Source organism: Enterobacter sp. DVT3837 (genome assembly GCF_056238685.1).
Genome location: NZ_JBWDLA010000002.1, coordinates 269042 through 295094, shown reverse-complemented (window position 1 = coordinate 295094; position 26053 = coordinate 269042). Strand labels below are relative to the sequence as shown.

General features: G+C 45.9%; 24 protein-coding genes, 1 tRNA gene and 3 pseudogenes. 11 read left to right on the top strand and 17 right to left on the bottom strand.

What is annotated here, in order from left to right:
- Positions 1 to 18 precede the first annotated feature (18 nt).
- From AC0XWG_RS16285 to uvrY, 4 genes are all read right to left on the bottom strand, one after another.
- Positions 19 to 94: transfer RNA gene (locus AC0XWG_RS16285), tRNA-Gly, on the bottom strand.
- Positions 95 to 246: 152 nt separating this feature from the next.
- Positions 247 to 795, bottom strand: coding sequence for a CDP-diacylglycerol--glycerol-3-phosphate 3-phosphatidyltransferase (gene pgsA / locus AC0XWG_RS16280; RefSeq protein ID WP_028019572.1), 549 nt, complete (start codon positions 793 to 795; stop codon positions 247 to 249).
- A 56-nt stretch (positions 796 to 851) separates the two neighbouring features.
- On the bottom strand, positions 852 to 2684 hold the full coding sequence (gene uvrC / locus AC0XWG_RS16275; protein ID WP_129323352.1) for an excinuclease ABC subunit UvrC: 1833 nt from the start codon (positions 2682 to 2684) through the stop codon (positions 852 to 854).
- The gene (gene uvrY / locus AC0XWG_RS16270; RefSeq protein ID WP_028019574.1) at positions 2681 to 3337 is read right to left on the bottom strand and encodes a UvrY/SirA/GacA family response regulator transcription factor; all 657 of its coding nucleotides are present in this window, start codon (positions 3335 to 3337) and stop codon (positions 2681 to 2683) included. The genes uvrC and uvrY overlap by 4 nt, the downstream gene beginning before the upstream one ends.
- Before the next feature lie 372 nt (positions 3338 to 3709).
- Here uvrY and AC0XWG_RS16265 point away from each other — a divergent pair.
- Positions 3710 to 3778: pseudogene (locus AC0XWG_RS16265) on the top strand (hypothetical protein); the annotation flags it as partial.
- Positions 3779 to 3803: 25 nt separating this feature from the next.
- Positions 3804 to 4028 (top strand): DUF2594 family protein, encoded by a 225-nt coding sequence (locus AC0XWG_RS16260; protein ID WP_014832453.1) that lies wholly within the window; start codon positions 3804 to 3806, stop codon positions 4026 to 4028.
- A 66-nt stretch (positions 4029 to 4094) separates the two neighbouring features.
- Here the strand turns inward: AC0XWG_RS16260 and sdiA are convergent, their stop codons facing one another.
- From sdiA to AC0XWG_RS16225, 7 genes are all read right to left on the bottom strand, one after another.
- A complete protein-coding gene (gene sdiA / locus AC0XWG_RS16255) occupies positions 4095 to 4817 on the bottom strand; it encodes a quorum-sensing transcriptional regulator SdiA (protein ID WP_129323351.1) in 723 nt (240 codons plus the stop codon).
- A 221-nt stretch (positions 4818 to 5038) separates the two neighbouring features.
- Positions 5039 to 5791, bottom strand: coding sequence for an L-cystine ABC transporter ATP-binding protein TcyN (tcyN, locus tag AC0XWG_RS16250; RefSeq protein ID WP_475680830.1), 753 nt, complete (start codon positions 5789 to 5791; stop codon positions 5039 to 5041).
- Complete coding sequence (gene tcyL, locus AC0XWG_RS16245; RefSeq protein WP_028019576.1) at positions 5788 to 6456, bottom strand: cystine ABC transporter permease; 669 nt, start codon at positions 6454 to 6456, stop codon at positions 5788 to 5790. Before tcyL ends, tcyN begins: the two co-directional genes overlap by 4 nt.
- Positions 6457 to 6477: 21 nt before the next feature.
- On the bottom strand, positions 6478 to 7464 hold the full coding sequence (gene dcyD, locus AC0XWG_RS16240; RefSeq protein WP_475680829.1) for a D-cysteine desulfhydrase: 987 nt from the start codon (positions 7462 to 7464) through the stop codon (positions 6478 to 6480).
- Positions 7465 to 7571: 107 nt separating this feature from the next.
- A complete protein-coding gene (gene tcyJ, locus AC0XWG_RS16235; protein WP_028019578.1) occupies positions 7572 to 8372 on the bottom strand; it encodes a cystine ABC transporter substrate-binding protein in 801 nt (266 codons plus the stop codon).
- 86 nt (positions 8373 to 8458) lie between these two features.
- Positions 8459 to 9010, bottom strand: coding sequence for a flagella biosynthesis regulatory protein FliZ (gene fliZ / locus AC0XWG_RS16230; RefSeq protein ID WP_028019579.1), 552 nt, complete (start codon positions 9008 to 9010; stop codon positions 8459 to 8461).
- 54 nt (positions 9011 to 9064) lie between these two features.
- Positions 9065 to 9784, bottom strand: coding sequence for an RNA polymerase sigma factor FliA (locus AC0XWG_RS16225; protein WP_028019580.1), 720 nt, complete (start codon positions 9782 to 9784; stop codon positions 9065 to 9067).
- A gap of 238 nt (positions 9785 to 10022) precedes the next feature.
- Between AC0XWG_RS16225 and AC0XWG_RS16220 the strand changes: the two genes are divergently transcribed.
- Both AC0XWG_RS16220 and AC0XWG_RS16215 read left to right on the top strand, forming a co-directional pair.
- A complete protein-coding gene (locus AC0XWG_RS16220; protein ID WP_208595303.1) occupies positions 10023 to 12419 on the top strand; it encodes a hypothetical protein in 2397 nt (798 codons plus the stop codon).
- Positions 12412 to 13737 (top strand): hypothetical protein, encoded by a 1326-nt coding sequence (locus AC0XWG_RS16215; protein ID WP_128348958.1) that lies wholly within the window; start codon positions 12412 to 12414, stop codon positions 13735 to 13737. Before AC0XWG_RS16220 ends, AC0XWG_RS16215 begins: the two co-directional genes overlap by 8 nt.
- 678 nt (positions 13738 to 14415) lie before the next feature.
- On the opposite strand, the pseudogene AC0XWG_RS16210 reads toward AC0XWG_RS16215, so the two are convergent.
- The 3 genes and pseudogenes from AC0XWG_RS16210 to AC0XWG_RS16200 form a co-directional block, all read right to left on the bottom strand.
- Positions 14416 to 14957: pseudogene (locus AC0XWG_RS16210) on the bottom strand (transposase); the annotation flags it as partial.
- Positions 14958 to 15254: 297 nt separating this feature from the next.
- Positions 15255 to 15713, bottom strand: a pseudogene (gene tnpA / locus AC0XWG_RS16205) (IS200/IS605 family transposase).
- Between the two features lie 193 nt (positions 15714 to 15906).
- A complete protein-coding gene (locus AC0XWG_RS16200; protein WP_475680828.1) occupies positions 15907 to 16731 on the bottom strand; it encodes a flagellin N-terminal helical domain-containing protein in 825 nt (274 codons plus the stop codon).
- Between the two features lie 389 nt (positions 16732 to 17120).
- On the opposite strand from AC0XWG_RS16200, the gene fliD reads away from it, so the two are divergent.
- From fliD to amyA, 4 genes are read left to right on the top strand one after another with little or no spacing between them, the layout of a single operon-like run.
- Positions 17121 to 18545 carry a flagellar filament capping protein FliD gene (fliD, locus tag AC0XWG_RS16195; RefSeq protein WP_128348960.1) on the top strand — a complete coding sequence of 475 codons (1425 nt, stop codon included), beginning with the start codon at positions 17121 to 17123 and terminating at the stop codon, positions 18543 to 18545.
- Between the two features lie 21 nt (positions 18546 to 18566).
- Positions 18567 to 18971, top strand: a complete 405-nt coding sequence (fliS, locus tag AC0XWG_RS16190; RefSeq protein ID WP_023312296.1) for a flagellar export chaperone FliS — start codon at positions 18567 to 18569, stop codon at positions 18969 to 18971.
- A gap of 5 nt (positions 18972 to 18976) precedes the next feature.
- A complete protein-coding gene (gene fliT, locus AC0XWG_RS16185; protein WP_128348961.1) occupies positions 18977 to 19351 on the top strand; it encodes a flagella biosynthesis regulatory protein FliT in 375 nt (124 codons plus the stop codon).
- Between the two features lie 52 nt (positions 19352 to 19403).
- On the top strand, positions 19404 to 20891 hold the full coding sequence (gene amyA, locus AC0XWG_RS16180; protein WP_128348962.1) for an alpha-amylase: 1488 nt from the start codon (positions 19404 to 19406) through the stop codon (positions 20889 to 20891).
- Between the two features lie 42 nt (positions 20892 to 20933).
- Here amyA and yedD read toward each other — a convergent pair whose 3' ends face one another.
- A complete protein-coding gene (gene yedD, locus AC0XWG_RS16175) occupies positions 20934 to 21347 on the bottom strand; it encodes a lipoprotein YedD (protein WP_108089646.1) in 414 nt (137 codons plus the stop codon).
- A gap of 231 nt (positions 21348 to 21578) precedes the next feature.
- A complete protein-coding gene (locus tag AC0XWG_RS16170; protein WP_128348963.1) occupies positions 21579 to 21968 on the bottom strand; it encodes a HumD family translesion DNA polymerase in 390 nt (129 codons plus the stop codon).
- Between the two features lie 113 nt (positions 21969 to 22081).
- On the opposite strand from AC0XWG_RS16170, the gene AC0XWG_RS16165 reads away from it, so the two are divergent.
- The 3 genes from AC0XWG_RS16165 to AC0XWG_RS16155 are packed head-to-tail and all read left to right on the top strand — an operon-like array spanning position 22082 to position 25022.
- Positions 22082 to 22444: a GtrA family protein gene (locus tag AC0XWG_RS16165; RefSeq protein WP_128348964.1), complete on the top strand. Its 363-nt coding sequence runs from the start codon at positions 22082 to 22084 to the stop codon at positions 22442 to 22444.
- Positions 22441 to 23364, top strand: a complete 924-nt coding sequence (locus AC0XWG_RS16160) for a glycosyltransferase family 2 protein (RefSeq protein WP_257247397.1) — start codon at positions 22441 to 22443, stop codon at positions 23362 to 23364. The genes AC0XWG_RS16165 and AC0XWG_RS16160 overlap by 4 nt, the downstream gene beginning before the upstream one ends.
- Positions 23361 to 25022, top strand: coding sequence for a DUF6056 family protein (locus AC0XWG_RS16155; RefSeq protein ID WP_475680827.1), 1662 nt, complete (start codon positions 23361 to 23363; stop codon positions 25020 to 25022). The genes AC0XWG_RS16160 and AC0XWG_RS16155 overlap by 4 nt, the downstream gene beginning before the upstream one ends.
- A 29-nt stretch (positions 25023 to 25051) precedes the next feature.
- Here the strand turns inward: AC0XWG_RS16155 and AC0XWG_RS16150 are convergent, their stop codons facing one another.
- On the bottom strand, positions 25052 to 26011 hold the full coding sequence (locus AC0XWG_RS16150; protein ID WP_475680826.1) for a hypothetical protein: 960 nt from the start codon (positions 26009 to 26011) through the stop codon (positions 25052 to 25054).
- Between the last annotated feature and the right edge of the window lie 42 nt (positions 26012 to 26053).

Here is a 26053-nt window from a genome sequence, read left to right as displayed (position 1 = left end):
TTGCGCATGTCTTTAATCTGGAGCGGGAAACGAGACTCGAACTCGCGACCCCGACCTTGGCAAGGTCGTGCTCTACCAACTGAGCTATTCCCGCATGTCATCAAGTTGACTTATAACCACTTGATTTCATTATCGTCCGGCTTGCTGTGCCGCCGTTCGATGCGTTGCATTCTACTGATATGACGTTATGAGTCAACGTTATTTTTTGCATCCCAGGATCGTTTGCTGAAAATTACGGCGAAACGATCACTGATCAAGCAAATCCCCGCGGGCAGCGTTCAAATATTGCAGCATTGACCACAGCGTCAGCACTGCCGCAACCCACAGCAGGCCAATCCCCGCCCACTCAACCCAGGCGTTCGGACGCCAGAGCATCCAGACCAGCGCAGCCATTTGCGCAGTCGTTTTCACTTTACCAATCCAGGAGACCGCCACGCTGCTGCGTTTACCCAGTTCAGCCATCCACTCACGCAGTGCAGAGATAATAATTTCACGGCCGATCATCGTCGCCGCAGGCAGCGTCACCCACCAGGTATGATAATGCTCGGCCACCAGTACCATCGCGATAGCGACCATCACTTTATCAGCAACGGGATCGAGAAAGGCACCAAAACGAGTACTTTGATTCCAGCGACGTGCCAGGTAGCCGTCAAACCAGTCGGTGACTGCTGCAATCAGGAAGATCAATGCACAGGCGAAAGGTGCCCAGACAACCGGCAGGTAAAACGCCAGTACAAAGAACGGAATAAGCACGACACGAAAGAGAGTGAGCAACGTAGGGATATTAAATTGCATAATGACGGTAACTGTTTGTTGTCAGTAAAATTTAGCTCTATGTTGCTACAGAGCCCTCAATGTTTCAACGAGTAGTAGATCTTTTCTGCCAGCCCTTGCGAAATACCCGGCACTTTTGCAATTTCCTCCATGCTGGCGTTGAGTAATCCTTGCAATCCACCCATATATTTCAGCAGCATCTGACGACGTTTTGGCCCCACGCCTTCAATCGTTTCCAGGGTACTGGTATTTTTTACCTTTGCCCGTTTTTTACGATGACCGCTGATAGCATGATCGTGTGATTCATCGCGAATATGCTGAATGACATGCAACGCCGGGGAGTCCGGCGGCAGGCTGAACCCCTCACCTTCCGGCTCGAAGAAAAGCGTTTCCAGACCAGCCTTGCGATCGGCCCCTTTTGCGACACCCAGCAGCAGCGGATGGTTTTTATCCCAACTGACATCAAGCGATTCAAATACCGCTTTCGCCTGGCCGAGCTGCCCTTTCCCACCGTCAATCAGGATCACATCCGGGATTTTGCTCTCTTCAATCGCTTTACCATAGCGACGGCGCAGCACCTGATTCATCGCCGCATAGTCATCGCCCGGCGTGATTCCAGTGATGTTATAGCGGCGATACTCGGCGCGCAATGGGCCATTGGCATCAAACACCACGCAGGACGCTACCGTCTGTTCACCCATCGTATGGCTGATGTCGAAACACTCCATACGCTTCACTTCCGGCAGCTTCAGCAGCGTCGCCAGGGCGGTTAAGCGCTGGCTCACCGTAGATTGCTGAGACAGCTTCGTCGTGAGCGCCGTCGCCGCGTTGGTTCGTGCCAGCTTCAGATAACGCGCGCGATCGCCACGCGGTTTGGTTTGTACGTTAACCCGACGACCGGCGAGTTCAGAAAGCGAATCGGCCAGCAGCGTTTTATCACCGAGGTTAAAATCAAGCAGGATCTCCGATGGCAGCGTGCGCATCTGGCTCCCCTGCAGATAGAACTGGCCGACAAAGGTTTCCACCACTTCACCCAGCTCGGTGCCGCCAGGCACTTTTGGGAAATAGCTGCGGCTGCCGAGCACTTTGCCCTGACGAATAAAGAGAACGTGCACACAGGCCATCCCGGCGTCAAAGGCCACGCCGATGACGTCGAGATCGTCACCAGTATTTGAGACAAACTGCTTCTCAGTGACTCTGCGCACCGCCTGGATCTGGTCGCGGATACGCGCTGCCTCTTCAAACTCGAGTGCGGCGCTGGCTTTTTCCATCCGTTCGATCAGCTGCGTTAATACCTGATCGTCCTTTCCAGCCAAAAACAGGCGCACATAATCAACCTGCTGAGCATACTCTTCTTCACTCACCAGCCCGGCAACGCAGGGCCCCAGACAACGCCCAATCTGGTACTGCAGGCACGGACGCGATCGGTTACGGTAGACGCTATTTTCACACTGGCGGATCGGGAAAATTTTCTGCAGCAGCGCCAGCGTCTCGCGAACGGCATAGCCGTTAGGAAACGGTCCAAAATATTCACCTTTCGCATGCTTTGCACCGCGGTGCATGGCAAGACGCGGATGGGTATCACCGCTCAGAAAGATAAATGGATAGGATTTATCATCACGCAACAGGACGTTATAGCGCGGCTGGTAGAGCTTAATATAGTTGTGCTCAAGCAGCAGCGCTTCGGTTTCGGTATGCGTGACGGTGACATCAATGTTCCGAATGAGTGAGACCAATGCTTCGGTCTTACGGGAGGCAAGGTTGCTGCGGAAATAGCTGGAGAGGCGTTTTTTAAGATCTTTTGCCTTCCCCACATAGATAACCGTGCCGCCAGCGTCATACATGCGATAGACGCCAGGCTGGCTGGTTACGGTTTTCAGAAACGCTTTTGAATCGAACACATCGCTCACTGACTTAACAACGTCTCCGCATTACACAAACCATGTCGGATGGCCAGATGAGTCAGTTCGACATCACCATGAATGTTCAGTTTACTGAACATCCGATAACGATAGCTGTTCACCGTTTTCGGGCTGAGATTCAGTTGCTCCGAGATCTCATTCACCTTCTGACCTTTGGTGATCATCAGCATAATCTGCAATTCACGCTCAGACAAACTGGCGAACGGTGATTCGTTTTTCTCAGGCTCGATCTGACTTAGCGCCATCTGCTGAGCAATGTCGGAGGCGATGTAACGCTGTCCGGCAAACACAGAGCGGATAGCATTAACAACTTCTTGTGGTGCGGCACCTTTACTCAGGTAACCCGCAGCACCCGCCTGCATCACTTTCGCGGGCAGAGGATTTTCGGTATGCACGGTCAGCATGATGACTTTCGTATCGACGAAAGTCCGCGCAATTTTGCGTGTTGCCTCGAGTCCACCGATACCGGGCATGTTCATATCCATCAGCACCACATCGGCCGAGTTTGTGCGGCACCATTTTACGGCATCTTCCCCACAGCACGCCTCACCGGCAACTTTAATACCTTTAATATCTTCAAGAATGCGTCGTATCCCTGCGCGCACCAGTTCGTGGTCATCAACAAGAAGGACGTTGATCAAAGGAAATGTCTCCAGAATAGGGATAACGCTACTGAGTGATAATTTGGTTTATATTAACGGTTTTCCTCACAAGATTAAAACGTTAAAAAACTGGCTATTCGATTTTGCTCTCGTTTCTGGAAATTAGCCTGTACAGGCTCTGGAAAGCGGGTCCGTGCATTCAGGGCTTTTGCGGCTATTTTTAAGCATCTGTATTCAAATAGTTACAAAAAAATTGCAGAGATTCCCCACCAGAAAACAGCATTCAAATTTTTGTAACAATAATTAACGGCAAGCGAACCGGACATAAACAATTAATAGCCACTGGCTGTCGCTCAGTTTACGGGCACGCTCTGTTTACGCAATTAAACATCTGCGTAAAAGTACGAAAAACAACCGCTGCATTTTTTGCTGCAGCTTGTGGTATACTCCGCCGCCTTGACTTTCGTCGTCGCGCTTTAGCGCCGTTTAATAATGAGGAAAATAAATGAGCACACCTGAATTTGCCACTGCGGAGAATAACCAGGAACTGGCACAGGAAGTAAACTGTCTGAAGGCGTTGCTAACACTGATGCTACAGGCGATGGGCCAGGCTGATGCCGGTCGTGTGATCATTAAAATGGAAAAACAAATCGCACAGATGGAAGACCAGGCGGAATCAGCGGTATTTGCCAACACCGTTAAGCAAATCAAACAAGCCTACCGCCAGTAATAAAAAACGGCTGGATGCATTGCATTCAGCCGTTAGCTCGTCTGGCACGCAGAACGTAGAGTTTAATCAGATCAGTCCCGTTGCCGCCGCATAGCACGCAATCTGCGTCTTGTTTGGCGCGTTGAATTTCTTCTGCATATTCTTCTGATGGAAGTTAACGGTATTCTCCGAAATTGAAAGAATGATCGCTATTTCCGCTGACGTCTTCCCTTCCGCGGTCCATTTCAGAATTTCGCGCTCACGCTTGCTGAATTTCATTTCAGGCTGCATGACCATCTCATCTTCAAAACGGGTCAGCGTGGTTAAGGCCATTTGTACCAGCATCTGCAAGCGTAATTCTATTTCTTCGCTGGCTAAGGGTATTTCCAGCACACTAGTACGAGAAACAGACAGAAAACCGAGTGCGTGATTCGGCAGCATCAGACACTGCGTTATTCCTTTACGTAAACCGTGGTCTTGCGCGCTGCTCCATAATTCCTGAGCATCCGCAAATAATTCATCGGTCCAGGGTAAATGACCATGAATGAAATTCTCGGGTTTTAACACTGGATCAACCGTGAAATAGTTCGCAGATTGATATTGCGCCATCCACTGCTTTGGGTAAGTGGTATGCACTGCAATCTTAGGACGCGTAAATGGCACGGGATGACGCACACAGAGTGCGTAATAATCAAATTCAAGCGCCTGAGTTTGTCTCTGTAGTTCCTGATATACCTCGTCGGCACAGGTCAATTCCTGAAACCGGAGGGAGCAATCCCGTCGCCAGGTGAAAAAGTCTGAATCCTTCATACTTACTAAATGAAGCCTCTGAAAAGATAATCATTATTATGGTGAATATAAATTAACACATAAAACTTATTTCTAACTACAAAATATCGGCAATAGCACAATTAACTTTACTATTGATAAGGTTTATCCGAGCTGGATGGAATAAAAAAACATGGGATAAGGCGATAAAGGAGAATAATTTGCCCCAGACTAAATTCCTGGAGCAAATTAGTGCAAAAATGCTACTGCATGAGGAATTTTTCCAGGAACTGTCGAGTTCGCGGATGCTGAGGGTTAGCAAACAGGCTTTTCGCCGGCCCCTGCTCCACAATTCGCCCTTGATCCATGAAGATGGCTCTGTCGGCAACATCGCGGGCAAAGCTCATTTCATGGGTCACGATAACCATCGTACGTTTTTCCTGAGCCAGTTGACGAATAGTGTTCAACACTTCCCCCACCAGCTCAGGGTCGAGTGCAGAGGTAGGCTCATCAAACAGGATCACGTCAGGACGCATGGCCAGCGCGCGCGCGATTGCCACGCGCTGCTGTTGCCCCCCTGACAAACGGCGCGGGTAGCTGGTCTCTTTACCCGCCAGCCCGACTTTGGCAAGCAGTTCACGCGCTCGAACTGTTGCTTCCTCTTTTGATTCCCCTTTCACAATTACCGGCCCTTCAATAATGTTTTCCAGCACCGTGCGGTGCGGGAAAAGATTGAAGTTCTGAAAAACGAAGCCAACATGCTGGCGCAAACGGCGAATTAAGCCTTTCTGCTGACTGATGGATTTGCCGGTATCAATGGTTATCTCACCGACACGGATGGTTCCACCTTCCGGCTGTTCGAGCAGGTTAATACTGCGCAGCAGTGTCGTCTTTCCCGACCCACTAGGACCGATAATTGCCACCACTTCACCCTGTTCAACTTCAAGATCAATCCCGTGGAGCACCGTTTGACCGTGGAATTTTTTCACCAGGTTTTTGACGTCGATAGCACTCATTTTGGATCACGCTCCTGGCGGTTTAGCTGGTTTTCGAAGTAGTTTTGCAGGGCGGACAGCACCGTCGCCATCACCCAGTAAATCAGCGAGGCCGCCAGATACATCGTGAAGACTTCCAGCGTACGCGAGGTAATGAGCTGCGCCTGGCGGAACAGCTCAGGCACCTGAATCGTCGCCGCCAGAGAAGTATCTTTCACCAGGCTGATGAAGCTGTTGCTGAGTGGTGGAAGCGCGACTCTGGCAGCCTGCGGCAGAATTGCCCGGCGAAGTGTCTGCCATGGCGTCATACCGATACTGGCGGCCGCTTCCCACTGCCCTTTGTCAATGGAGGAGATGGCCGCACGCAGCGTTTCTGAGGTGTATGCCGCGGTATTGAGCGACAGGCCAATCATTGCCGCCGGAATCGGATCCAGCTCGATACCAAACTGCGGTAAACCGTAGTAAATCATAAAGAGCTGAGCGATAAGTGGCGTACCGCGAAACACAGAGATATAAAAACGCGCCAGCCAACGCACCGGTAAAACCGGTGACATGCGCATTAAGGCCAGCACAAAGCCCAGCACCAGCCCAAAGAACATCCCGCCAATACTGAGTTGTAACGTAAATACCGCACCTTTTAGCAGATACGGCAGCGAATCAATAACCAGTTGAATACTTTCTTGCATTATTATTTTTCGACCTGATATTTAGACATGAGGATGGTAGGCAAACAGCGCAGGTGCCCCACCTGTATGGACAAATAAAATTGGCCCTTCATCCTTAAAGCGTTTCTGTGCAATGCCATCAATAAGCCCGGCCATCGCTTTACCGGTATAGACCGGATCAAGCAAAATACCCTCAAGGCGAGCCAGCAGCTTAACCGCTTCCATGCCCTCTTCGTTAGGCGTGCCGTAACCCGGCGCAAAGTAGTCATCCCAGAGCACAATATCGGCCTTTGCCTTGAGCTCCAGTTGCTCTGCCACCGCCTGCTGCAAGGTGACCACTTTCGGTTTCTGGTCCGCGACGCTACGAGAGACCGTCACGCCAATCAGCTCAGCATCCGGTAGCAACTGCTCAAGCCCTACCGCCAGCCCGGCATGCGTGCCCGCACTGCCTGAGGCCACCACGACGGATGAGAGGTTAACCGCGCCCTCGCACTGCTGAGCAATTTCCAGCGCGCTTTCCACATACCCCAGCGCACCCAGCGCGTTCGAGCCACCGACAGGAATAACGTAGGGACGAAAGCCCTGCGCTTCCAGACGTGTCGCCAGTTCATCAAGCTGTGCGGTCGGGTCGTTCAAGGCATCCACCATCTCAACCTGCACGTTAAAGAGATCTAACAGCAGACGGTTACCGTTGGTCAGATAGTTTTCAGCCCGCGTCCCAATCGGGTTCTCCAGCAAGGCCACGCAATGGAGCCCGAGTTTTGCTGCCACTGCCGCCGTCTGACGAACGTGGTTGGACTGAATAGCCCCGGCAGTAATGAGCGTATCCACCCCTTCGCGCAGCGCATCAGCCGCCAGAAACTCCAGCTTGCGCAGTTTGTTGCCACCCATTGCCATTGGCGTCACGTCATCACGCTTAATAAAAATATCGCGTCCTAAATAATCAGAAAATCGCGGCAGATACTCCAGCGGAGTCGGTGCGCCGATAAACTCCAGGCGAGGAAAGCGCGTTAAATTCTGTAGTGACATGGGTTCTCCGGTAGCTCAGACAAAATGTGATATTTTTCATTATGCACGCAGACGCGTAAGAAATAAAAAAGGCGCTTTTAAAAGCGCCTTTTTTTAACGTCAGAAATTTATTTCGTGACGTCTGCCCCGAACCACTTCTCAGAGAGTGCTTTCAGACTTCCGTCTTTCTGCATATCAGCAATCGCGGTATCAATGGCTTTTACCAGGTCTTCGTTGCCTTTACGAACGGCCACACCTGATTCCTGACGAGAGAACGCATCACCCGCTACTGCCAGGGTATTATTGGTTTTCTTCACCAGATCCAGCGCCGCCAGGCGGTCAACCAGAATCGCGTCAATACGGCCCACGCGCAGGTCCTGGTATTTCGTCGGGTCATCATCATAGGTGCGGATATCCACGCCCTGAACGTTCTGGCGCAACCACTCTTCGTAGTTGGTTCCCAGACCCACACCGACTTTCTTCCCTTTCAGGTCTGCAGCGGTTTTGATGGTACCTTCGTTGCCTTTCTTCACCAGCGCCTGAATACCGGACACGGTGTACGGCGTAGAGAAGTCATACTTCTTCTTACGCTCGTCAGAAATGGTCACCTGGTTAATCACCACATCAATACGTTTAGAATCCAGCGACGCCAGCATACCGTCCCATTTGGTCGGTTTCAGGGACGCTTTAACGCCAAGGTGCTTCGCCAGTTCTTCTGCAAACTCCACTTCAAAACCGGTCAGCTTACCGTCATCGCCCTGGAAGCTGAACGGAGGATAGGTTCCTTCCAGCCCGACCAGCAGCGTACCGCGCTCTTTTACTTTATTCAGCAGGTTTTCTGCGGCGAACGTTTTCACGCTCATGCCCGCAACCAGCGCAACGGCCATAACACCCATCAGCGCCTGACGACCCAGAAGTGCAAATTTCATAAATACCCCGATATAGTGGAATTTTTACGTAGTGTAGAGAAATCGCCTGCAACGTCAAAGGCGACTGCGCTACATCTTATTCTTTTTTAATATATATCAGAAGTTGTTCCGGCGAGCGCTTTCTGCTTCATAACACCCGGCATTTGCACCTTGTATTGTGCATACTTGCGCAGCGCAATACGGTAATTGTTGGTGCTGGTTGCAGGCAGCCACGGCTCCAGATTTTCATCCAGATAACCGGTCTTCAGCAGATCGCGGGAAATGTTGTTTACGGTCAGATGTTGCCCGAGGCGACGCAGGCGAACGACATATTCGCGAACGGTCCCATGGCTCATCTCCGTTTGTTCAAACAGGAACTGTTTGAAGCCGATAATATCGAAGAAGTCGCTTTGCTCTTTGCAGTGGAGATCGCCACAGAAACGGCAAAGCGCCACCCACTCTTTCTGTTCTTCGAGCCATGCTGATTCATCCATCAACGTGTCGAGACGAGAAATCGCGATCTTATTGACGATTTCGCCACGACGAACCAGCGTGATACGATCGAGTAACTTGTTACAGTGGGCGCAATGCGTCTGGCTGTGTTTAAAGTCTTTCAGGTAGCGGCTTAAAGGCCGTCTTTTAGATTGCTGCACCGTCATGATAACTCCTGGTTGTCAATACGTTGTGCGGCATTTCCCAGGTGAATTAATCACCTATAACTTACCCAGCTTTGTTCGTAAGCGTTTAATGGCCTGGCTGTGCAACTGGCTCACCCGCGATTCTCCCACCTCCAGAACAGCGCCAATCTCTTTGAGGTTTAGCTCTTCCTGGTAATAAAGGGTCAACACCAGTTGCTCGCGTTCCGGTAAAGCTTCAATCGCTTCCATTACGCGCTGGCGTAAATTGCCTTCCATTAAATGGTGTAACGGGTTTTCTTGCTGATGCTCATCCGTCACCAGCTCGATGCTATCGCCATGCTCTTCGCGCCACTCGTCATAAGAGAAGAGTTGGCTATTGTTGGTATCGAGCAACATCTGACGATACTCTTCAACAGCAATGCCAAGACGTTCCGCCACTTCAGTTTCCGTTGCGTTACGTCCCAGTTCCTGTTCCAGCTGCCCTATCGCATGCGCCACTTCGCGGGCGTTACGGCGAACACTGCGCGGCACCCAGTCGCGGCTGCGCAGTTCGTCCAGCATCGCACCACGAATACGCTGAACTGCGTAAGTCGTAAATGCCGTTCCTTGCAGAGCGTCGTATCGGTCAACTGCATTCAATAACCCGATACCGCCCGCCTGTAGCAGATCGTCCAGTTCCACGCTCGCCGGCAAGCGCACCTGGAGGCGCAATGCTTCGTGACGCACCAGCGGGACATAACGCTGCCACAGCGAGTGTTTATCCATTACACCTTCAGCGGTATAGAGTGAATTCACGATAAACAGCCCTGCGTTAGTTGAGTTATCGGCATGATTATCCGATTCTGCAGAGGTTTTAATCGGGTGAATAGTGGGTGAAATGAGGGGTTATTTGGAGACTAAAAAAATTTCAAGCACTGTTGAAGCGCCACCATGCACGAATCGTATGAACAAAAGGAAATTAACCTCGTTTTTCGATGCATAACTTTGCTCAAGCAACCGCGACAATAGACTTCATTTGCCTTAGGTGACGAGCATGAAAGCAGAATACACATCTTTAACTAAACTTTATGAATATATTGCAGATACTAATGCCAGAGTAATTTCGTTTGATTGCTTCGATACTCTTTTCTGGCGAAAAACGGCTTCGCCTATAGATGTTTTTACCGTCATTGACCCGTCAATAGATATTGTCAGTCGGGTACAAGCTGAGCAACGTGCACGCGCGAAAAAAATGCTTAATTGTGGTCACTCAGAGGTAAATCTAGCTGAAATATACAAGCAATTATTCCCATTAGACAATCCGATCATTCTTGATGAATATATTCAAAAAGAGATTGCCGCAGAAATAAAACATGGCTTTCTACATGCGCCAACCATAAATATATTGAAGCTTGCGAAAGAGAAAAAATATAAAACCATCATTGTCAGTGACACTTACTTTAATAAAACACAATTAAGGCATATTATAACATCGTTGTCACCTGAAGTTTCAGATTTAATTGATGATATCTATTGTTCCAGCGAACACGGTGTTGGAAAGACGACAGGACTATGGGGTAAAGTTTTAAATAAAGAAAAAATACCTGCTGCGCAGTTAATTCACATCGGTGATAACAAAGCAGCTGATTTTATTTCACCAAATAAATTGGGCATTGAAGCCATTCATTTTCGCCATACTCATAAGGAAATAAATAAAGTTTTTAGACAACGAGAGAGCGTAGCGACTCTCATCTTCCCTAAATTACGCAAGGAAGCACCTATCCCTAACTTGTGGCATGGTTGGTTTTCAGAAAATGTCGATGATGATACATCGCCACAAAAATTAATTGGCTGGAGTGTTCTCGGTCCAACGCTGCGTAGCTTTGCAAAGAAAATTTTTGAAGATTATAAAAAGAAAAATAATACAAAAGTTGCTTTTTTAATGCGGGATGGTTTTATGCCACGCTCAGCATTTAATATTTTATACCCGGAAATAGAAACGCATGATCTTAATATTTCTCGTTTGTGTTCTATTCGCGCAAGTTTCATATCAAAAGAAAGTGTTAGTGACCATCTCATTACTCTTTTTAATAATATAGATGATGACATTGCGAATCAATATGTTAATGATGAGACACTAAATTTAGTGTCCAAACACTTTGGTATTAATCAAAAAGAGATGATGCCACTTAAAAAAAATATTAACCAAGGAAGCTATAAAATCAATGAGCTAATAAAAATAATTCTCAGTGAAAATTATACACAGCATATTATTTATAATTCCAAGCAATATCGTAAAAAGCTAATTAAACACATTATAAACAGTACGGGAATTAAGGCTGGAGATCACTTATTATTAGTTGATTTAGGTTACGAAGGCACAACACAGAATTTATTGCAAACAATTTTACAAGAAGAGTTATCTATTAGTATTTCTGGTTGTTACATGATTGTTTCATATACCCCAGAATGGAAAAATAACCGAACGGGGATGGTGAACCCTGAGACTTTTGACTGCCGTACAATAAAAGCCTTGACAAACCATATTGCAATTTATGAATCCCTTTGCTCATCTCATAGGAATTCAACTGTAGATTATACTGACGAAGGTATTCCTGTAGGCGAAGAACCAAGCATCAGTCAGAAGCATCTATCTTTAATAAGAGAGATACAGAACGAAGCATTATATTTTATCGGTTCACCCGCTACCAATTTGGCATACGAAGCGGAGTATGAAATTACTTCCTCAATCATTGACTTATTCCGTTTTATTTATTTCCCAACAGAAAACGAAATACGCTGCTTCAGTAATATGAAATTCGATATCAATCTTGGCTCTGAACAGACTTCAACACTCTACAATCTAAGTAAACATAATTATCAGATGAAAAAATTCGGACCTTCTTTACTAACTGATAGTAATGCCAATATAAATATTACTAATACCCCAACAGAATTACGTTATGGTGGTATAGAACAATCTATCGCACTCCTAAGCAGTTATCGCTATGGGCTTACTTGGTCCTTAACCGATGCTTCCTACCGCAAGAAAATGGTTGATGTTCTTTATATTAACAACACTACTGTTGTTACAAAAAAATTAACCGCTATGTATACTCATGAAGGATGTTACTCTCTCTACATTCCTATAGTTACGGCAGAAATAGTAATGAAATTGAATGATAAGTATAATGGTATAGAACTGATCTCTGTATCCAGAATCAAAACAAATCTCGTATACAAAATATACAATGATTCTCAAATGCAAGAGCTAACTATAAATAATGATTGGTTTATAGATGGCGCTGATGTGGTAAAAGGTATAATCACAGGCCTTACCCCTACCTCGATTTTATACTTCAGACCTCGCAATTCCCGCAATGATGATGTTATTCATATTGTATATCGCCCCATTGGCGATAGCTGTGACGCGGAGATTGTAAATGGATGATTTTTTCTCCAATGGGCTTGTTTTAGCATTTAATAATGTACCTGTTGAAGTAGATGATAGTGTTTTTTTATTCTGGGAAACGCTGTCTTTAGAACTTCAAAAAAAACAAATGCATTTAATTGTTGCAACTACTACAGAACTACCTGATGCGTCTTTTTTTACAATCCCCATACACTATCACATTGCGGATTTATATCACCAAGATGCCAATAATATTGTTCTGCAAAATTCTAATTTTATTGCTACGGAGGATATTCTTAGCTCATTATCTACGCAATATCATTGTAGTCTATCTATTTCACATGAAATTGCTAATTGTGGCATAGCATTTTATAGTGAGTTGATCACCGCCATTAAGCCAGCAACTATAATTGGTTGGCAAAGTAATGATATAACAAATTGGATTCTACGTAATATTGCATTACAGAGAGGTATCCCTTTTTGGTCAATGGAGCGTGGATTCCTAAAAAATACATTGATGATGGATATTGGGGATAATTACCTTCAATCAGAATTATTAACAAGCTTGATGATAGAGAATTTATATGATAAATACGTGCCTGAACCTGAATTGTGGGAGAAACTAAAATCCATAGTACTTGATAAGCATAATCTTGTCGGAAAGTACCACTCAACTGCTTTTAAAGAAACTGTTCGATTCAAAGCAGAGTATGGTATTCCTGAAAAAAGCGCTATTATCGCGATATTCAATCATGGGCCTCTCGGACTTGCTGTTAAGCATAGTAATAGCCGATACCGTGCCATCAATAAACTGAAAACTGATGAAGTTAATGAAAAGATAAACGCGATAATCAAACAGTGCATCAAAAGAAAAATTTATATCACTTATCAGGAGCACCCGCTATCATTATATGATAATACAGGAATTAAATTACCTAATTCACCTTATATTATAAAAACAGAAGAGAATATACATACTCTTCTGAATGCTGCTGATTACTATCTTTTTACACAATCAACTATTCAGTACGAAGCAGCTTTTTATCAAAAACCTATGGGACTTCTTTCAAGAAGTGTTCTCGGTATACATGGAGGAGTCTATGAAAGTGATTGCTATGATGATATAGATGAATTTCTAAATGCTCTTATTACTGACAAGGACTACGAACTACACCAGCAGCGTTCGAAAAAATGGCTATCATTTATCTATCATTATTTTCTTATAAAAAATGATGATGAAAACAGAGGAAGTGAGAGTCAGCGTGTCAGCAATCTTTTAGCTCGCTATGGCCTTCCAGTAAATATAGAAATCATTTACTCCCTTGAAAAATTCATTGCGCGTTGGTGCAATCATTAAATCACCCAAAAGGAGCTTCTATTTTTGCTTGTTAATGTATTCAGAGATAAATATCCTGTAAATATTTTTAGTTCCCAATTACCTTTAGCTCGCAATATATTATCTCTTAACGTTTAATAACCAATCATAATGGTTCAGTTGTTGGTTGAAATTAAAGGTCACTTGGGGTGAGTGGCCTTTATATTACCACTCACCCCACACAAATAATATTTAACCTCGAATGCGTAACTTAATAAAATTACAAAAGTCATTACAATCCTTATTTTTAATAAATAAAATAAAGCATCACAATTTTAAATTAACATTACGAATCACTTGTGGCCAAAAATGGGCCACCAAGTTACGAAAACACTATTCCCTCTCTCACGCCGACCCCTTAAAATCACTATTTTATATTTACCTTGCTTAACCCACGTTATTCATGTAGCGTCCCAGACACCAGAACTTTTAATTCCTATTTCTTAAGTTTTTGATCACCTAACTACTCGTTAAACATCAGACTATTTTTGCCTTTCACATATCCCATTAAATCTGACACACTCATCTTCATTGGGTTTGACTTGCCCCCAGGATTTGAAAACATTCAGTTATTAATATCGGTTGGATCTTATTCGCACTTTCTGTTTCGCCAGCCCACTACAAATTTAGTTGAAGACTAAATAGCTGCACCTAATACCGCTACTCTTTTGCCAGCCCATGTTTTCCTCCCGGAAATGGGCTGGCGGTTTCCATAAGATACCGTACCTTTTTTCAGTAACTGCCACATCGACGGCACTGATGCTTACGCGTTTTCGTATCATGAAGTGCCTGCCATAACTGATCTACGTGGTTCACACACGTTGAGTAAACAGGTTGATAAATCACGCTGAGCTTCGGGTTCGCTTTCAGCCAGCACAGAGTCTCACGGCTTTTATGGATAATATAGTTATCCACGATTAGAGTGGTGGTTTCGGCTCGCCGGTATGTCACTTTGAGATGCTTTAATAGACTTAAAAATAACGAGGAGATTTTACAGCTGCCTCCAACGTAGCTGACTTTCCTCTGCCAGTAAGTAACGCCCCGGCCAGAAAGTATTTTTCATTCTGTCCCAGCGTAACGACTCGCTTTTGCTGGCCGCGAAGCTGCCAGTATGCGCCAATTTTGGGATTGAAATGAATATCCACTTCGTCTTCATAAAAAACCGGAAGTACTGTGCTTCATTCGCCCAGTGCTTTATGGATTGCTTTTTGCATCAGGCATCGTTCGTCACAGGGAATTGGTGCTATGATCGGCATCGCTCAGTCCGGTTGGTGGTTTGTTTCTTTTTGGCGATTGTTCAGATCGCACAATCCGGGCTGAGTTCCCTCAAAGTGATCTACAATTCCGCGCAGCTATTTAGCTGGGGATTATCTATATTCAATAATAAATATATTCCGGCATAGCCGGAGGTTTTTCATATGCGCCTGTAAGGCTCTGTTAGCAGCCGCGCCCTAACAGGCGCATCGCAATCTGATATTTGCATCTTTTGCATCTATGGATTACTTACGGCCTGTGAACGGGCTGCCCGGATACGAGATCGCTAACTGCTCTCCCATTTTATCCTCTTCCAACTGGTGCTTTATGTAGTCCTGTATCTTCGCCGTGTTCTTACCCACCGTATCGACATAGTATCCCCGGCACCAGAACTCCCTGTTTCTGTATTTGAATTTCAAATCGCCAAACTGCTCGTAAAGCATCAGGCTACTTTTACCTTTCAAGTACCCCATGAAGCCCGACACACTCATCTTCGGTGGGATCTCCAGAAGCATATGGATATGATCCACACAGCATTATGCTTCCAGAATATTCACGTTTTTCCCCTCATATAGCTTTCTTAAAATCGCTCCTATCGCTCTACGTTTCTCTCCGTAGAACGCCTGTCTGCGGTACTTTGGTGCAAAGACTATGTGATATTTACAGTTCCATCGGGTGTGCGCTAAGCTCTTTTCGTCCCCCATTGGGACCCCCTTTTGATTTTTTGTTTCTCTCTTGCAGTTGCCAGACCGCAGTTGTTTTAACAAATCAAAAGGTTTTTTTATAACTGACTCATAGCTGAAAGCTTTCCGGAACCCCCAGCCTAGCTGGGGGTTTTCAGTGCACAAAAAAGCCAACCTTTAGGTTGGCTTTTTGAATATAAGAACTAAAAATTTATTAACGCAGCAGAGACAGAACAGTCTGTGGAACCTGGTTTGCCTGAGAAAGAACAGAAGTACCAGCCTGCTGCAGGATCTGCGCGCGGGACATGTTGGAAACTTCAGTTGCGTAGTCAGCATCCTGGATACGGGACTGAGCAGCAGACAGGTTATTAGAGGTGTTGTTCAGGTTGTTGATTGCAGAAGTGAAACGGTTCTGCACCGCACCCAGGCCAGAACGTGCTTTATCAACTTTAGCGATAGCGGCATCGATAGTTGCCAGATCGGTAGACTTCATGGATTTAAGGTCGATGCTTTTCACAGCCAGAGTAGTAGAGTCCGCTTTAGCACCGCTCAGGTCAAGATCTATGGTGTCTTTGTCGTTTGCGCCAACCTGAATTTTAACCACACCAGAAGCACCTGCAGAACCGTCGAGCAGTTTGATACCGTTGAAGTCAGTTTTGCCCGCTACGCGATCGATTTCAGCCAGACGTGCTGTAACTTCATCCTGCAGAGAGGCCAGGTCAGATGTGCTGTTGGTACCGTTGCTTGCCTGAACAGCCAGCTCACGAACACGCTGCAAGTTGTTGTTGATTTCGTTCAGAGAACCTTCAGCAGTCTGCGCCATGGAGATACCGTCGTTGGCGTTACGTGCTGCCTGAGTCATACCTTTGATCTGAGCGGTCATGCGGTTTGCAATCGCCTGGCCAGCGGCATCGTCTTTCGCGCTGTTGATACGCAGACCTGAAGACAGACGCTCAATAGCAGTGCCCAGAGAAGACTGAGATTTGTTCAGGTTGTTCTGAGTGGTCAGGGACAACAGGTTAGTATTGATAACTGCCATAATTTTCTTTCCTTCAAAAATTGGGTTTTAGGTCCGGTGCCTAACACTCACAGCGTCTCTCACCGTCAATAAGGTTATCGACGGGTCCCCAAAAGACTTTAGAATCAATTTTGAAAAAATTATAATTAACTGATTTTTAAGGTGTTTATTTTTAAAAAGCAATTAAGGTTCACTATCGACTTATTATTTACGGCTTTTTAGCGCAAGGAATAGACACACTTTTCAATGTGTTTTCAGCGCGCTGAAAATTACCCTAAAGTGCAATCCTTGCATTTACCCCACCGGGACCTGTCTATTCTTTGGATTATTTTTTTCTCACCATCGTAAACTTTTACGTTAAGAGGCCGATAAGAGTCCTGAACTACTTTCGTATTTTAAGGAAAATATGCATGGCTACTATCAGTAACCTCGGGATAGGTTCTGCAGGACTCGGGGATTTATATAATCAGTTGGATGCAGCAGAAAGAACCAAGCTGACGACGATTACTTCCCAGCAATCAACGTATAACGCACAGTTAAGCGCTTACGGCAAACTGCAGAGCGCCATGACATCGCTGCAGACTGCCACCGCTGCGCTGGGTAAAGCAACCACCTGGAACTCCACGTCTGTTAGCAGCACGAACACGGCCTTTACAGCCACAACGACCGCTGACGCATCCGTGGGTTCTTTTGTTGTCAACGTCAACCAGGTCGCGAAGGCACAGGCTCTCACCACGGGCTCCTATGCAAACAACACGGATCTTCTGGGCGATACGACAGGTACGACACGTAAAATCACTATCACCCAGCCGGGTACGAAGACACCTTTAGAGGTGAACTTGGCGGATGGCGATACCTCTCTGGCAGGGATCGCGAGCGCCATTAATAAAGCGAACGGCAACGTCACCGCCAGCGTGATTAAAGCGAAAGACGGCGATTACCGCCTGATGCTGTCATCGAAAACCACCGGTACGGATGGGGCGATGACGGTTAGCGTTACGGGTGACGCCAAACTGCAAAGCGCAATTGGCTACGATTCAACCACCAAAACGGGCGCACTGACGGTAAATACCGATGCGCAAAACGCGATTGTGGTGGTGAACAACATCTCGATTGAGCGCCAGTCGAATACCATCACCGATGCGCTGCCAGGTATGACCTTCTCGCTGAAGGCAGAAAGCAAGGCCGACGAGACACTTGAGGTGAGTCGCGCAACAGATGCTAACCAGAAAGCCATCTCTGACTGGGTAACCGCATATAACTCGCTGCAGTCCACCATTAACAGCCTGACGAAATATGTTCCTGTCGACGCAGGTTCAGGAAGCCAGTCCACCAGTAACGGTGCGCTAGTTGGCGACGCGAACGTGCGTGGTATTCAGTCTCAGCTGCGCGGCCTGCTGACTGAAGTGCAGAGCGGTTCCGTTCAGATCATGGCTCAACTGGGCATTACCCAGGATCCGGTAAAAGGGTCTGACGGTACGGTCGGTAACCTGAAAATTGATACCGATAAACTGAAAAAAGCGCTCACCGACAACCCTACCGCCGTACAGCAGTACTTTGTGGGCGACGGGAAAACAACCGGTATGGCCACCCAGATGAGTAAAACGCTGGATACCATGCTCAGCACCAGCACCGGTAGCGCAGGTGTGATCCAGAACGCAAAAGACGGGATCAATAAGACGCTGAAAACGCTGGGTGAACGTTACGATGCGATGGAAGCCACTATTGATGCCACCATGGCGCGTTACAAAACGCAGTTCACCAGCCTGGACGTATTAGTCACCAAAATGACCAGTACAGCCAACTATCTGACCCAACAGTTCTCACAAAAGTAGTCGTAGCCTTCAGGAGTGGATATGTATAAGACCTCTGGTGTTCAATCCTATCAACAGATAGGTGTAGAAAGTGCAGTCATGAATGCCAGTCCACACCAACTGATTGTCATGCTGTTTGACGGGGCGCATAGCGCCCTCGTCCGCGCGCGTTTGTTCATGGAAGCCGGGCAAATTCGTGAAAAAGGTGAGGCTTTATCTAAAGCCATCAACATCATCGACAATGGTTTAAAAGCAGGACTGAACATGGAGGTTGAGAGCGAGTTGTCCGGTAATCTTGCCTCCTTGTACGAATATATGGTTCGACGTTTGTTACTGGCGAATGTCAGTAACGACGTAGACGCAATTGTTGAAGTCGAGGGTTTATTAAACAACATTGCGGATGCGTGGAAGCAAATTGGCCCCAATGCGTCCTCTATTTCAGGATAATTTTAATGAATAATCCCAGCGCAGCGCTTAGCCACTGGCAGGCGTTACATGCTCAGAGCATTGCTATGCTAAATCTCGCACATTCTGGTCAATGGGATGCGCTTATCGAGCAGGAAATGCATTACGTTCAACTGGTGGAAAAGATTTCGCAAACGCCCATCATGTCATGCCCTCCGGCTCAGGTTGAGCAAGCGCGTGCGCTGCTGGAAATGATCCTTGAGAATGAGAATACGCTAAAGGCGCTGCTGAAAGTCCGGATGGACGAACTGCGCAGTCTCATTGATCAAACCGGTAAACAGCAATCCATCACATCTACCTATGGAAAGCTGTCAGGGAATATTCTTTATCCAGAAAGTTTGACCCGCGACACACAATTATGATTTCTTCATCCATACTCCAGAAGTCAGCCAAACGGCTTCTGGAGCACGGACGATGAAAAACCCCACCCTGTTACAATGTTTTCACTGGTACTACCCTGCTGGCGGTGAATTGTGGCGAGAGGTCACGGCATTAGCCCCCAATCTTAACGAAATCGGCATCAATATGATCTGGCTGCCCCCCGCTTATAAAGGCGCGTCTGGTGGGTATTCGGTTGGGTATGATTCTTACGACTTATTCGATCTCGGTGAGTTTGACCAGAAAGGCAGCATCGCCACCAAATACGGCGACAAAGCACAGTTGCTGGAAGCCATTGACGCGCTTAAAAGCAACGACATTGCGGTGCTGCTGGATGTGGTGGTGAATCATAAAATGGGGGCAGATGAGAAAGAGTCTGTCCGCGTTCAGCGTGTAAACGAACAGGACCGCACGCAAATTGATGACGAGGTCATCGAGTGTGAAGCCTGGACACGTTACACCTTCCCTGTCCGCGCCGGGCAATATTCGCAGTTTATCTGGGATTACAAATGTTTCAGCGGCGTCGACCATATTGAAAACCCTGCTGAAGACGGCATCTTTAAAATCGTCAACGACTACACCGGCGAAGGCTGGAACGATCAGGTTGATGATGAAATGGGTAACTTCGATTATCTGATGGGCGAAAATATCGACTTTCGCAATCACGCCGTCACGGAAGAGATCAAATACTGGGCCCGCTGGGTCATGGAACAGACGCGCTGCGACGGTTTTCGTCTGGACGCCGTTAAACATATTCCCGCCTGGTTTTACAAAGAGTGGATTGAACACGTACAGGAAGTCGCGGACCAGCCGCTGTTTATCGTGGCGGAATACTGGTCCCACGAAGTGGATAAGCTTCAGGCCTATATTGACCAGGTTGAGGGTAAAACGATGCTGTTTGACGCCCCCCTGCAGATGAAATTCCACGAAGCGTCACGCCAGGGACGGGATTACGACATGAGCCAAATCTTCACCGGTACGCTGGTGGAAGCCGATCCGTTTCATGCGGTAACCCTTGTGGCTAACCACGACACCCAACCTTTGCAGGCCCTGGAGGCACCGGTCGAACCCTGGTTTAAACCCCTGGCTTATGCGTTGATCCTGCTACGGGAAAATGGTGTGCCGAGCGTCTTTTATCCCGATCTCTTCGGTGCCAGTTATGACGATACGGGGGGCGACGGTGAAATGTACCATATAGACATGCCGGTCATTGAGCAGCTCCACGAATTGATCCTCGCTCGTCAGCGCTTTGCCCACGGCGTGCAGACGCTCTTTTTTGACCATCCTAACTGTATCGCCTTCAGCCGCAGCGGTACCGAGGACGATCCCGGCTGTGTGGTCGTGTTGTCAAATGGTGACGATGGAGAGAAAGTGATTTGTCTTGGGGAAAACTACGGTAATAAAACGTGGCGTGATTTTCTCGGCAATCGCGAAGAGACCATCACCACGGCCGCGGATGGCGAAGGGACGTTTACCTGTAAAGGCGGGAGCGTCAGCATTTGGGTAATAGAGGAAGCGCTGTAAAAACAATGCCGGGTAAGCGTCAGCACCACCCGGCAAAATTGGTTAAGGCGCCTTACTCTCCAGCGGATTTTTGCTCAGGTAATCAGCACACTCAACCGTTGGGCGGTCGACTTTCTGCAGCTCCAGTCCGTCGTACTCAAGCGTTAAACCATCACGTTCCAGCGGATAGATATCCAGCTTGCGGGTTACATTGTAATAACTGTCTGAACGCAGCATGATTTTACCCGGCACGGCAATCACGCGCTGCCACTGACGGCAGTCAAGCGTATCGCCCTCTTCCGTCACCACCAGCGTGGCAATCGCCTCCGGGCTGACCATTTTGCTCTGCGGCCCTTTTGACTGCCAGTATCCCGCCAGCTCCGCCGGAACAGGATGCTTGATCACTTCTTTATAGTTATCGACCTGAACGCACCCGGTCAGTGCCAGCAGCGCACCAGCAATTGCTATTTTTTTCATCACCTTTCCTGCATTCGAAGAAAAAAATATTGTGGCATTAAAGCGCTAAGGCTGCCAGCGAAGATCGACAGGTCTTAAACCTGCATCCCCATGACATGAGCATACATTTTTCATAATCGACAAAGATCGTCCAAGAGCGCACTAAATAACAGACGGTTGCAGTCTTCGAAAACATCAGTCGTCTAAGTTCACCTTAGATCGAGTGCTGTTTTATGTCCCACCCATGCCCCATTACATCACCGGGCAGTCGTCGAACTCGCCAGAGCGAGCATCGTTGATGCTGTACGTGATCACTCCAAACACCGGACGAGATGTGTCAGATGATTCATCCTTCAACGGTAACGGCTCCCTTCTTCCATTTTCAGGGTTCTCCAGGCAAGGATGAGGTTGCGTCCTGTAACGCATAATCCTGAACTCACCATCAATAGCACAGACAAGCAGAGAACCATCTTTAGGTGTCAGTGACGAATCAACGATAAGCATGGCGCCTTTCATGATTCCGGCGCGCAGATATGTCGTGCCTGCCACCATCATGTACGTGGCTGATGGATGAGTGATAAGGCGCTTGTCGAGTGATATGCGCTCTTCAACGTAGTCTGCTGCAGGACTCGGGAAACCCATAATGCACCTCCGATAACAACTGTATGCATATACAGCACATTCAAAATTGAGGGTCGATCAAGTGATCATCTGATGCTAAACTTCCGTCCTTTCAGAATTGACTGATTTCTCTCATGTTAAAGCTATTTAGCCGTTATGTTTCAGTTGGAGTTATCAATACTGCCCTGCACTGGATTTGCTTTGGAATGCTGTTTCACTTCTTCGGTGCAAGCCAGGCTCTGTCAAACGTTATCGCATTTTGCATTGCAGTGACGTTTAGCTTCTTCGCTAACGCAAAATGGACGTTCAAATCAAGGGCAACGTCAGGTCGCTATATGGCGTTTGTGGTGTTCATGGGTGTTATGGCGGCTTTAACCGGATTTATCGCTGATGCTATCGGATCTCCGCCAGTTGTTACTTTGATAGCGTTCTCAGGATTCAGTCTAGCCGCCGGGTTCATATACTCAAAATTCATTATCTTTAGGGATGCGAAATGAAAATTTCTTTGGTCGTTCCCGTCTTCAACGAAGAAGATGCGATACCTATTTTTTATAAAACAGTTCGTGAATTTGAAGAACTCAAGCCGCATGAAGTCGAAATCATCTTCATCAACGACGGAAGCAAAGACGCGACAGAATCCATCATTAACGCGCTCGCTATAGCTGATCCGCTTGTAGTTCCGCTGTCTTTCACGCGAAATTTTGGCAAAGAGCCAGCGCTGTTTGCTGGGCTGGATCATGCTACCGGTGATGCAATTATCCCGATAGACGTTGACCTGCAGGACCCAATCGAAGTCATCCCTCACCTGATTGCGAAATGGCAGGAAGGCGCGGATATGGTTCTGGCTAAACGCTCTGACCGATCTACCGATGGCAGACTGAAGCGTAAGACCGCCGAGTGGTTCTATAAGCTCCACAACAAAATAAGCAATCCTAAGATCGAAGAAAATGTGGGTGACTTCCGTCTTATGTCCCGCGAAGTGGTAGAGAATATTAAGCTTCTGCCTGAGCGCAATCTCTTTATGAAGGGCGTGTTGAGCTGGGTAGGCGGCCGTACCGATGTTGTTGAATATGCCCGCGCAGAACGTGTTGCTGGTAGCACAAAATTCAATGGATGGAAGCTATGGAATCTAGCGCTTGAGGGTATTACCAGTTTTTCAACATTCCCTCTAAGGGTATGGACATATATCGGGCTTGTCGTTGCTGGTCTTTCATTCTTTTATGGAGCATGGATGATTATTGATACCATAGCTTTTGGAAACCCTGTAAGAGGGTATCCTTCTCTACTTGTTTCAATACTTTTCCTTGGCGGAATACAGTTAATCGGAATAGGTGTTTTGGGTGAATACATTGGTAGGATATATATAGAGACTAAGAAAAGGCCAAAATACATTTTAAAACACAGAGGTGATAAGTGAAACATCAAATGTCAAATAAATACATTTATTTTTCTGTATGCGCAATATTTCTTTCTGTGATTTACGTGTTGAATTATTACACACCGCTTCAGTCAGATGATTATGGGTATGCAATTATTGGATTTAATTTAGAAGCGCATTTGCATCATTATCTGACATGGAGCGGAAGGGTTGTTGCTGATTTTATAAGCCCAGCATTACTACAAATAAATAACAAATTTCTTATAGCAGCAATTCAAACATTTGGTGTATTGCTGGTTCTTCTTTTAATTTCCAGATTTGATAATAAAGCAAAAAGCTTGTATATATTATCAGTGATTTCAATTGTTTTTTTCCTTTCTCATCCAAGTTTTGGACAATCAAACTTATGGATTGTCGGTAGTGCAAACTATTTATGGACTTCAGTTTTATATGTTTTTGTAGCTAAAGAGGTAATTGGTTATGCGCAAAATAAAAAAATTAATCCTGTTGTCTATCCCGCATCATTATTAGCAGGATGTACAAATGAAAATGCAAGTCTCGCATTAATAGGAATAATTCTACTTGGTGCTTTATGCTCTTTTATAAAAACAAAAAGAATTGACTATAAGCTTTTGTCAATTTTGATTTTAACAATAATAGGTGCGATTTTTTTATTGGCAACGCCAGGCAATGAGACGCGAATGATGGATCCATCATTCGCACAATGGCGCTCACTTTCTTTAATAGAAAAAATTGACTTGCACATTTTCCATAGAATGCCAGATGTATTTAAATCATCTAAACTAGCTTATATAATTGCTATAGCTTCAATTTTATTATGCGTTCGCATTGAACAACCAAAATTAATCACAAGAGAAGGTAGACCTACTGACTTATTAGTTTCTGTGGTACTTTTATTTGCCTCAGTAGGTTGCTCTTTGGTTATGGTATTTTCTCCAGCGTTTCCTGATAGAGCAAAGACTCCATCATTTATATTCTGCATTATGTCCATCGCATATTCATTAAACTATCTAAGGCATGAGATTTTAAATAACCGCATCATCAAGACTTTGTACGTCACAACTTTCATCGTTTTCATAGCTGAATCAATTTCGGTTGTATCTGTATATCACTCCATTAACTTACAGAATTCAATGCGCCTTAAACTGATAGCGGAAAGCAAAAATGAAACAAAAACACTAATACCAGAGTTTTATTTCAAGCCAATGCCTAGCTCCACATATATGTTTGACACATGGACAAACTTTGATGCCATGTCAAAATACTATAACAAAAAGAATATAGTTGCCTATGGAACAATATTTGATTATTCAGTAATAGATGATGATAATTTTAAAACCCACGATAGTAGCGACATGCTTACAAAAAGTGGATTAAAGGGAATTTATATTTACACAGAAAAATATACATTCAATACTGTTTTTTTGTTTGAATTAACACATCAAGAAAGACTGTCTGAGTTACCTAATCAGCGTTTCTTTTTCCATATCACTGATATAGCAGGAAATTATCACAATTACGATTTCGATCCTAATTACACGTATGTAAATGATAGAGTATTCCTTTACGCAAAATTAGACAACATGCCATCATGGTATATTAAAAGCGTATCATTTGGGTCATTTGACTCAACATCACCAGCTAAAAGATATTCTCAATTAGACTTTACACTTTAAAAACTAGGGCGTAAATTACGCCCTAAATTTCAAGAACCGTAATACGCTTTAGATCTAGCCAGCACATCCCAATCCTTTAGATTCGATGGGCCTTGCACTGCAACATTTCCTACGCATGGATTAACGTTAGCTAATTGAATATTAATCGTCTGATTTTTTGGCAGGTCGAAGGATAGGTATGCAATACCATTATCGTCTGAAACTAAACCTTCAAAAGGTATGTTCAGGGTAAATTTCTGCAAACCCCATGAAGGCCCAGCAGTAAATTCACCAAATGAGTACGCCCTTATTACTCCGCCTCCCGGTGAGAATGCGAGAATAAGCGTCACTGCCACCTTCGTAGGGACTGATGGATTGCCATTAATCATCATGAATGACAGCGTAACGTTTTTCCCCTGACACTTGAAAGCGTCTTTATCAAGTATCATCTGAAGTGATTTATTGTCTGCGTTGGCTGTCGGAACGACAATTCCAATATTTGTGCCTTCGTGCGTAAACTGTGTATCGTTACTCATCAGGTTACGATAAAAATTAGCAGTGGCAGCGCCATTGGAAGTGTACGCCCAGAAATCAAACACTCTGGCCTGTGAAGCTACGGATGAGAAAGTGAAAGAACTGCCATTTCTTGACAGTCTTCCACTACCGTTGATTCCCATGTTTTCAACAGGTTTAAGACTTTCCCAGAGCTGAACCAACGCATTCTGCTGATGAACCTGAATGGCTGGATAGCATACATCACCATACGTATTATTGATGCTTGGCTTACCGGATATTATGTTGGTAAATACCAGCGGGTAATTATTGTCGTAATCAAAAAGATCGATGCGTCCGAGATTACAGTCCCTTAACACTATATCTGTCCTACCCGGTTTCATAAAGCGACAATTTGAGGGAGGATAACCTTCGCTTGTCATAAAGTTATGAGCATTCCAATAAAGAGAGTTTCCGCCTATTACACCACCTTTAAAATAATGGTCATCAGGTACCACTGAATCACCCGGTAATCCGCCATAGGTTATTACAGTCTCACA

Excerpts from the sequence above, each read along its gene's own strand:
- fliT (WP_128348961.1), top strand. The coding sequence starts at position 18,977 with ATGAATAATCCCAGCGCAGCGCTTAGCCACTGGCAGGCGTTACATGCT.
- tcyL (WP_028019576.1), bottom strand. The coding sequence starts at position 6,456 with ATGCAAGAAAGTATTCAACTGGTTATTGATTCGCTGCCGTATCTGCTA.
- AC0XWG_RS16260 (WP_014832453.1), top strand. The coding sequence starts at position 3,804 with ATGAGCACACCTGAATTTGCCACTGCGGAGAATAACCAGGAACTGGCA.
- fliZ (WP_028019579.1), bottom strand. The coding sequence starts at position 9,010 with ATGACGGTGCAGCAATCTAAAAGACGGCCTTTAAGCCGCTACCTGAAA.
- sdiA (WP_129323351.1), bottom strand. The coding sequence starts at position 4,817 with ATGAAGGATTCAGACTTTTTCACCTGGCGACGGGATTGCTCCCTCCGG.
- AC0XWG_RS16215 (WP_128348958.1), top strand. The coding sequence starts at position 12,412 with ATGGATGATTTTTTCTCCAATGGGCTTGTTTTAGCATTTAATAATGTA.
- pgsA (WP_028019572.1), bottom strand. The coding sequence starts at position 795 with ATGCAATTTAATATCCCTACGTTGCTCACTCTCTTTCGTGTCGTGCTT.
- AC0XWG_RS16200 (WP_475680828.1), bottom strand. The coding sequence starts at position 16,731 with ATGGCAGTTATCAATACTAACCTGTTGTCCCTGACCACTCAGAACAAC.
- AC0XWG_RS16170 (WP_128348963.1), bottom strand. The coding sequence starts at position 21,968 with ATGGGTTTCCCGAGTCCTGCAGCAGACTACGTTGAAGAGCGCATATCA.
- AC0XWG_RS16165 (WP_128348964.1), top strand. The coding sequence starts at position 22,082 with ATGTTAAAGCTATTTAGCCGTTATGTTTCAGTTGGAGTTATCAATACT.
- yedD (WP_108089646.1), bottom strand. The coding sequence starts at position 21,347 with ATGAAAAAAATAGCAATTGCTGGTGCGCTGCTGGCACTGACCGGGTGC.
- tcyJ (WP_028019578.1), bottom strand. The coding sequence starts at position 8,372 with ATGAAATTTGCACTTCTGGGTCGTCAGGCGCTGATGGGTGTTATGGCC.
- AC0XWG_RS16220 (WP_208595303.1), top strand. The coding sequence starts at position 10,023 with ATGAAAGCAGAATACACATCTTTAACTAAACTTTATGAATATATTGCA.
- dcyD (WP_475680829.1), bottom strand. The coding sequence starts at position 7,464 with ATGTCACTACAGAATTTAACGCGCTTTCCTCGCCTGGAGTTTATCGGC.
- AC0XWG_RS16160 (WP_257247397.1), top strand. The coding sequence starts at position 22,441 with ATGAAAATTTCTTTGGTCGTTCCCGTCTTCAACGAAGAAGATGCGATA.
- fliS (WP_023312296.1), top strand. The coding sequence starts at position 18,567 with ATGTATAAGACCTCTGGTGTTCAATCCTATCAACAGATAGGTGTAGAA.
- fliD (WP_128348960.1), top strand. The coding sequence starts at position 17,121 with ATGGCTACTATCAGTAACCTCGGGATAGGTTCTGCAGGACTCGGGGAT.
- tcyN (WP_475680830.1), bottom strand. The coding sequence starts at position 5,791 with ATGAGTGCTATCGACGTCAAAAACCTGGTGAAAAAATTCCACGGTCAA.
- amyA (WP_128348962.1), top strand. The coding sequence starts at position 19,404 with ATGAAAAACCCCACCCTGTTACAATGTTTTCACTGGTACTACCCTGCT.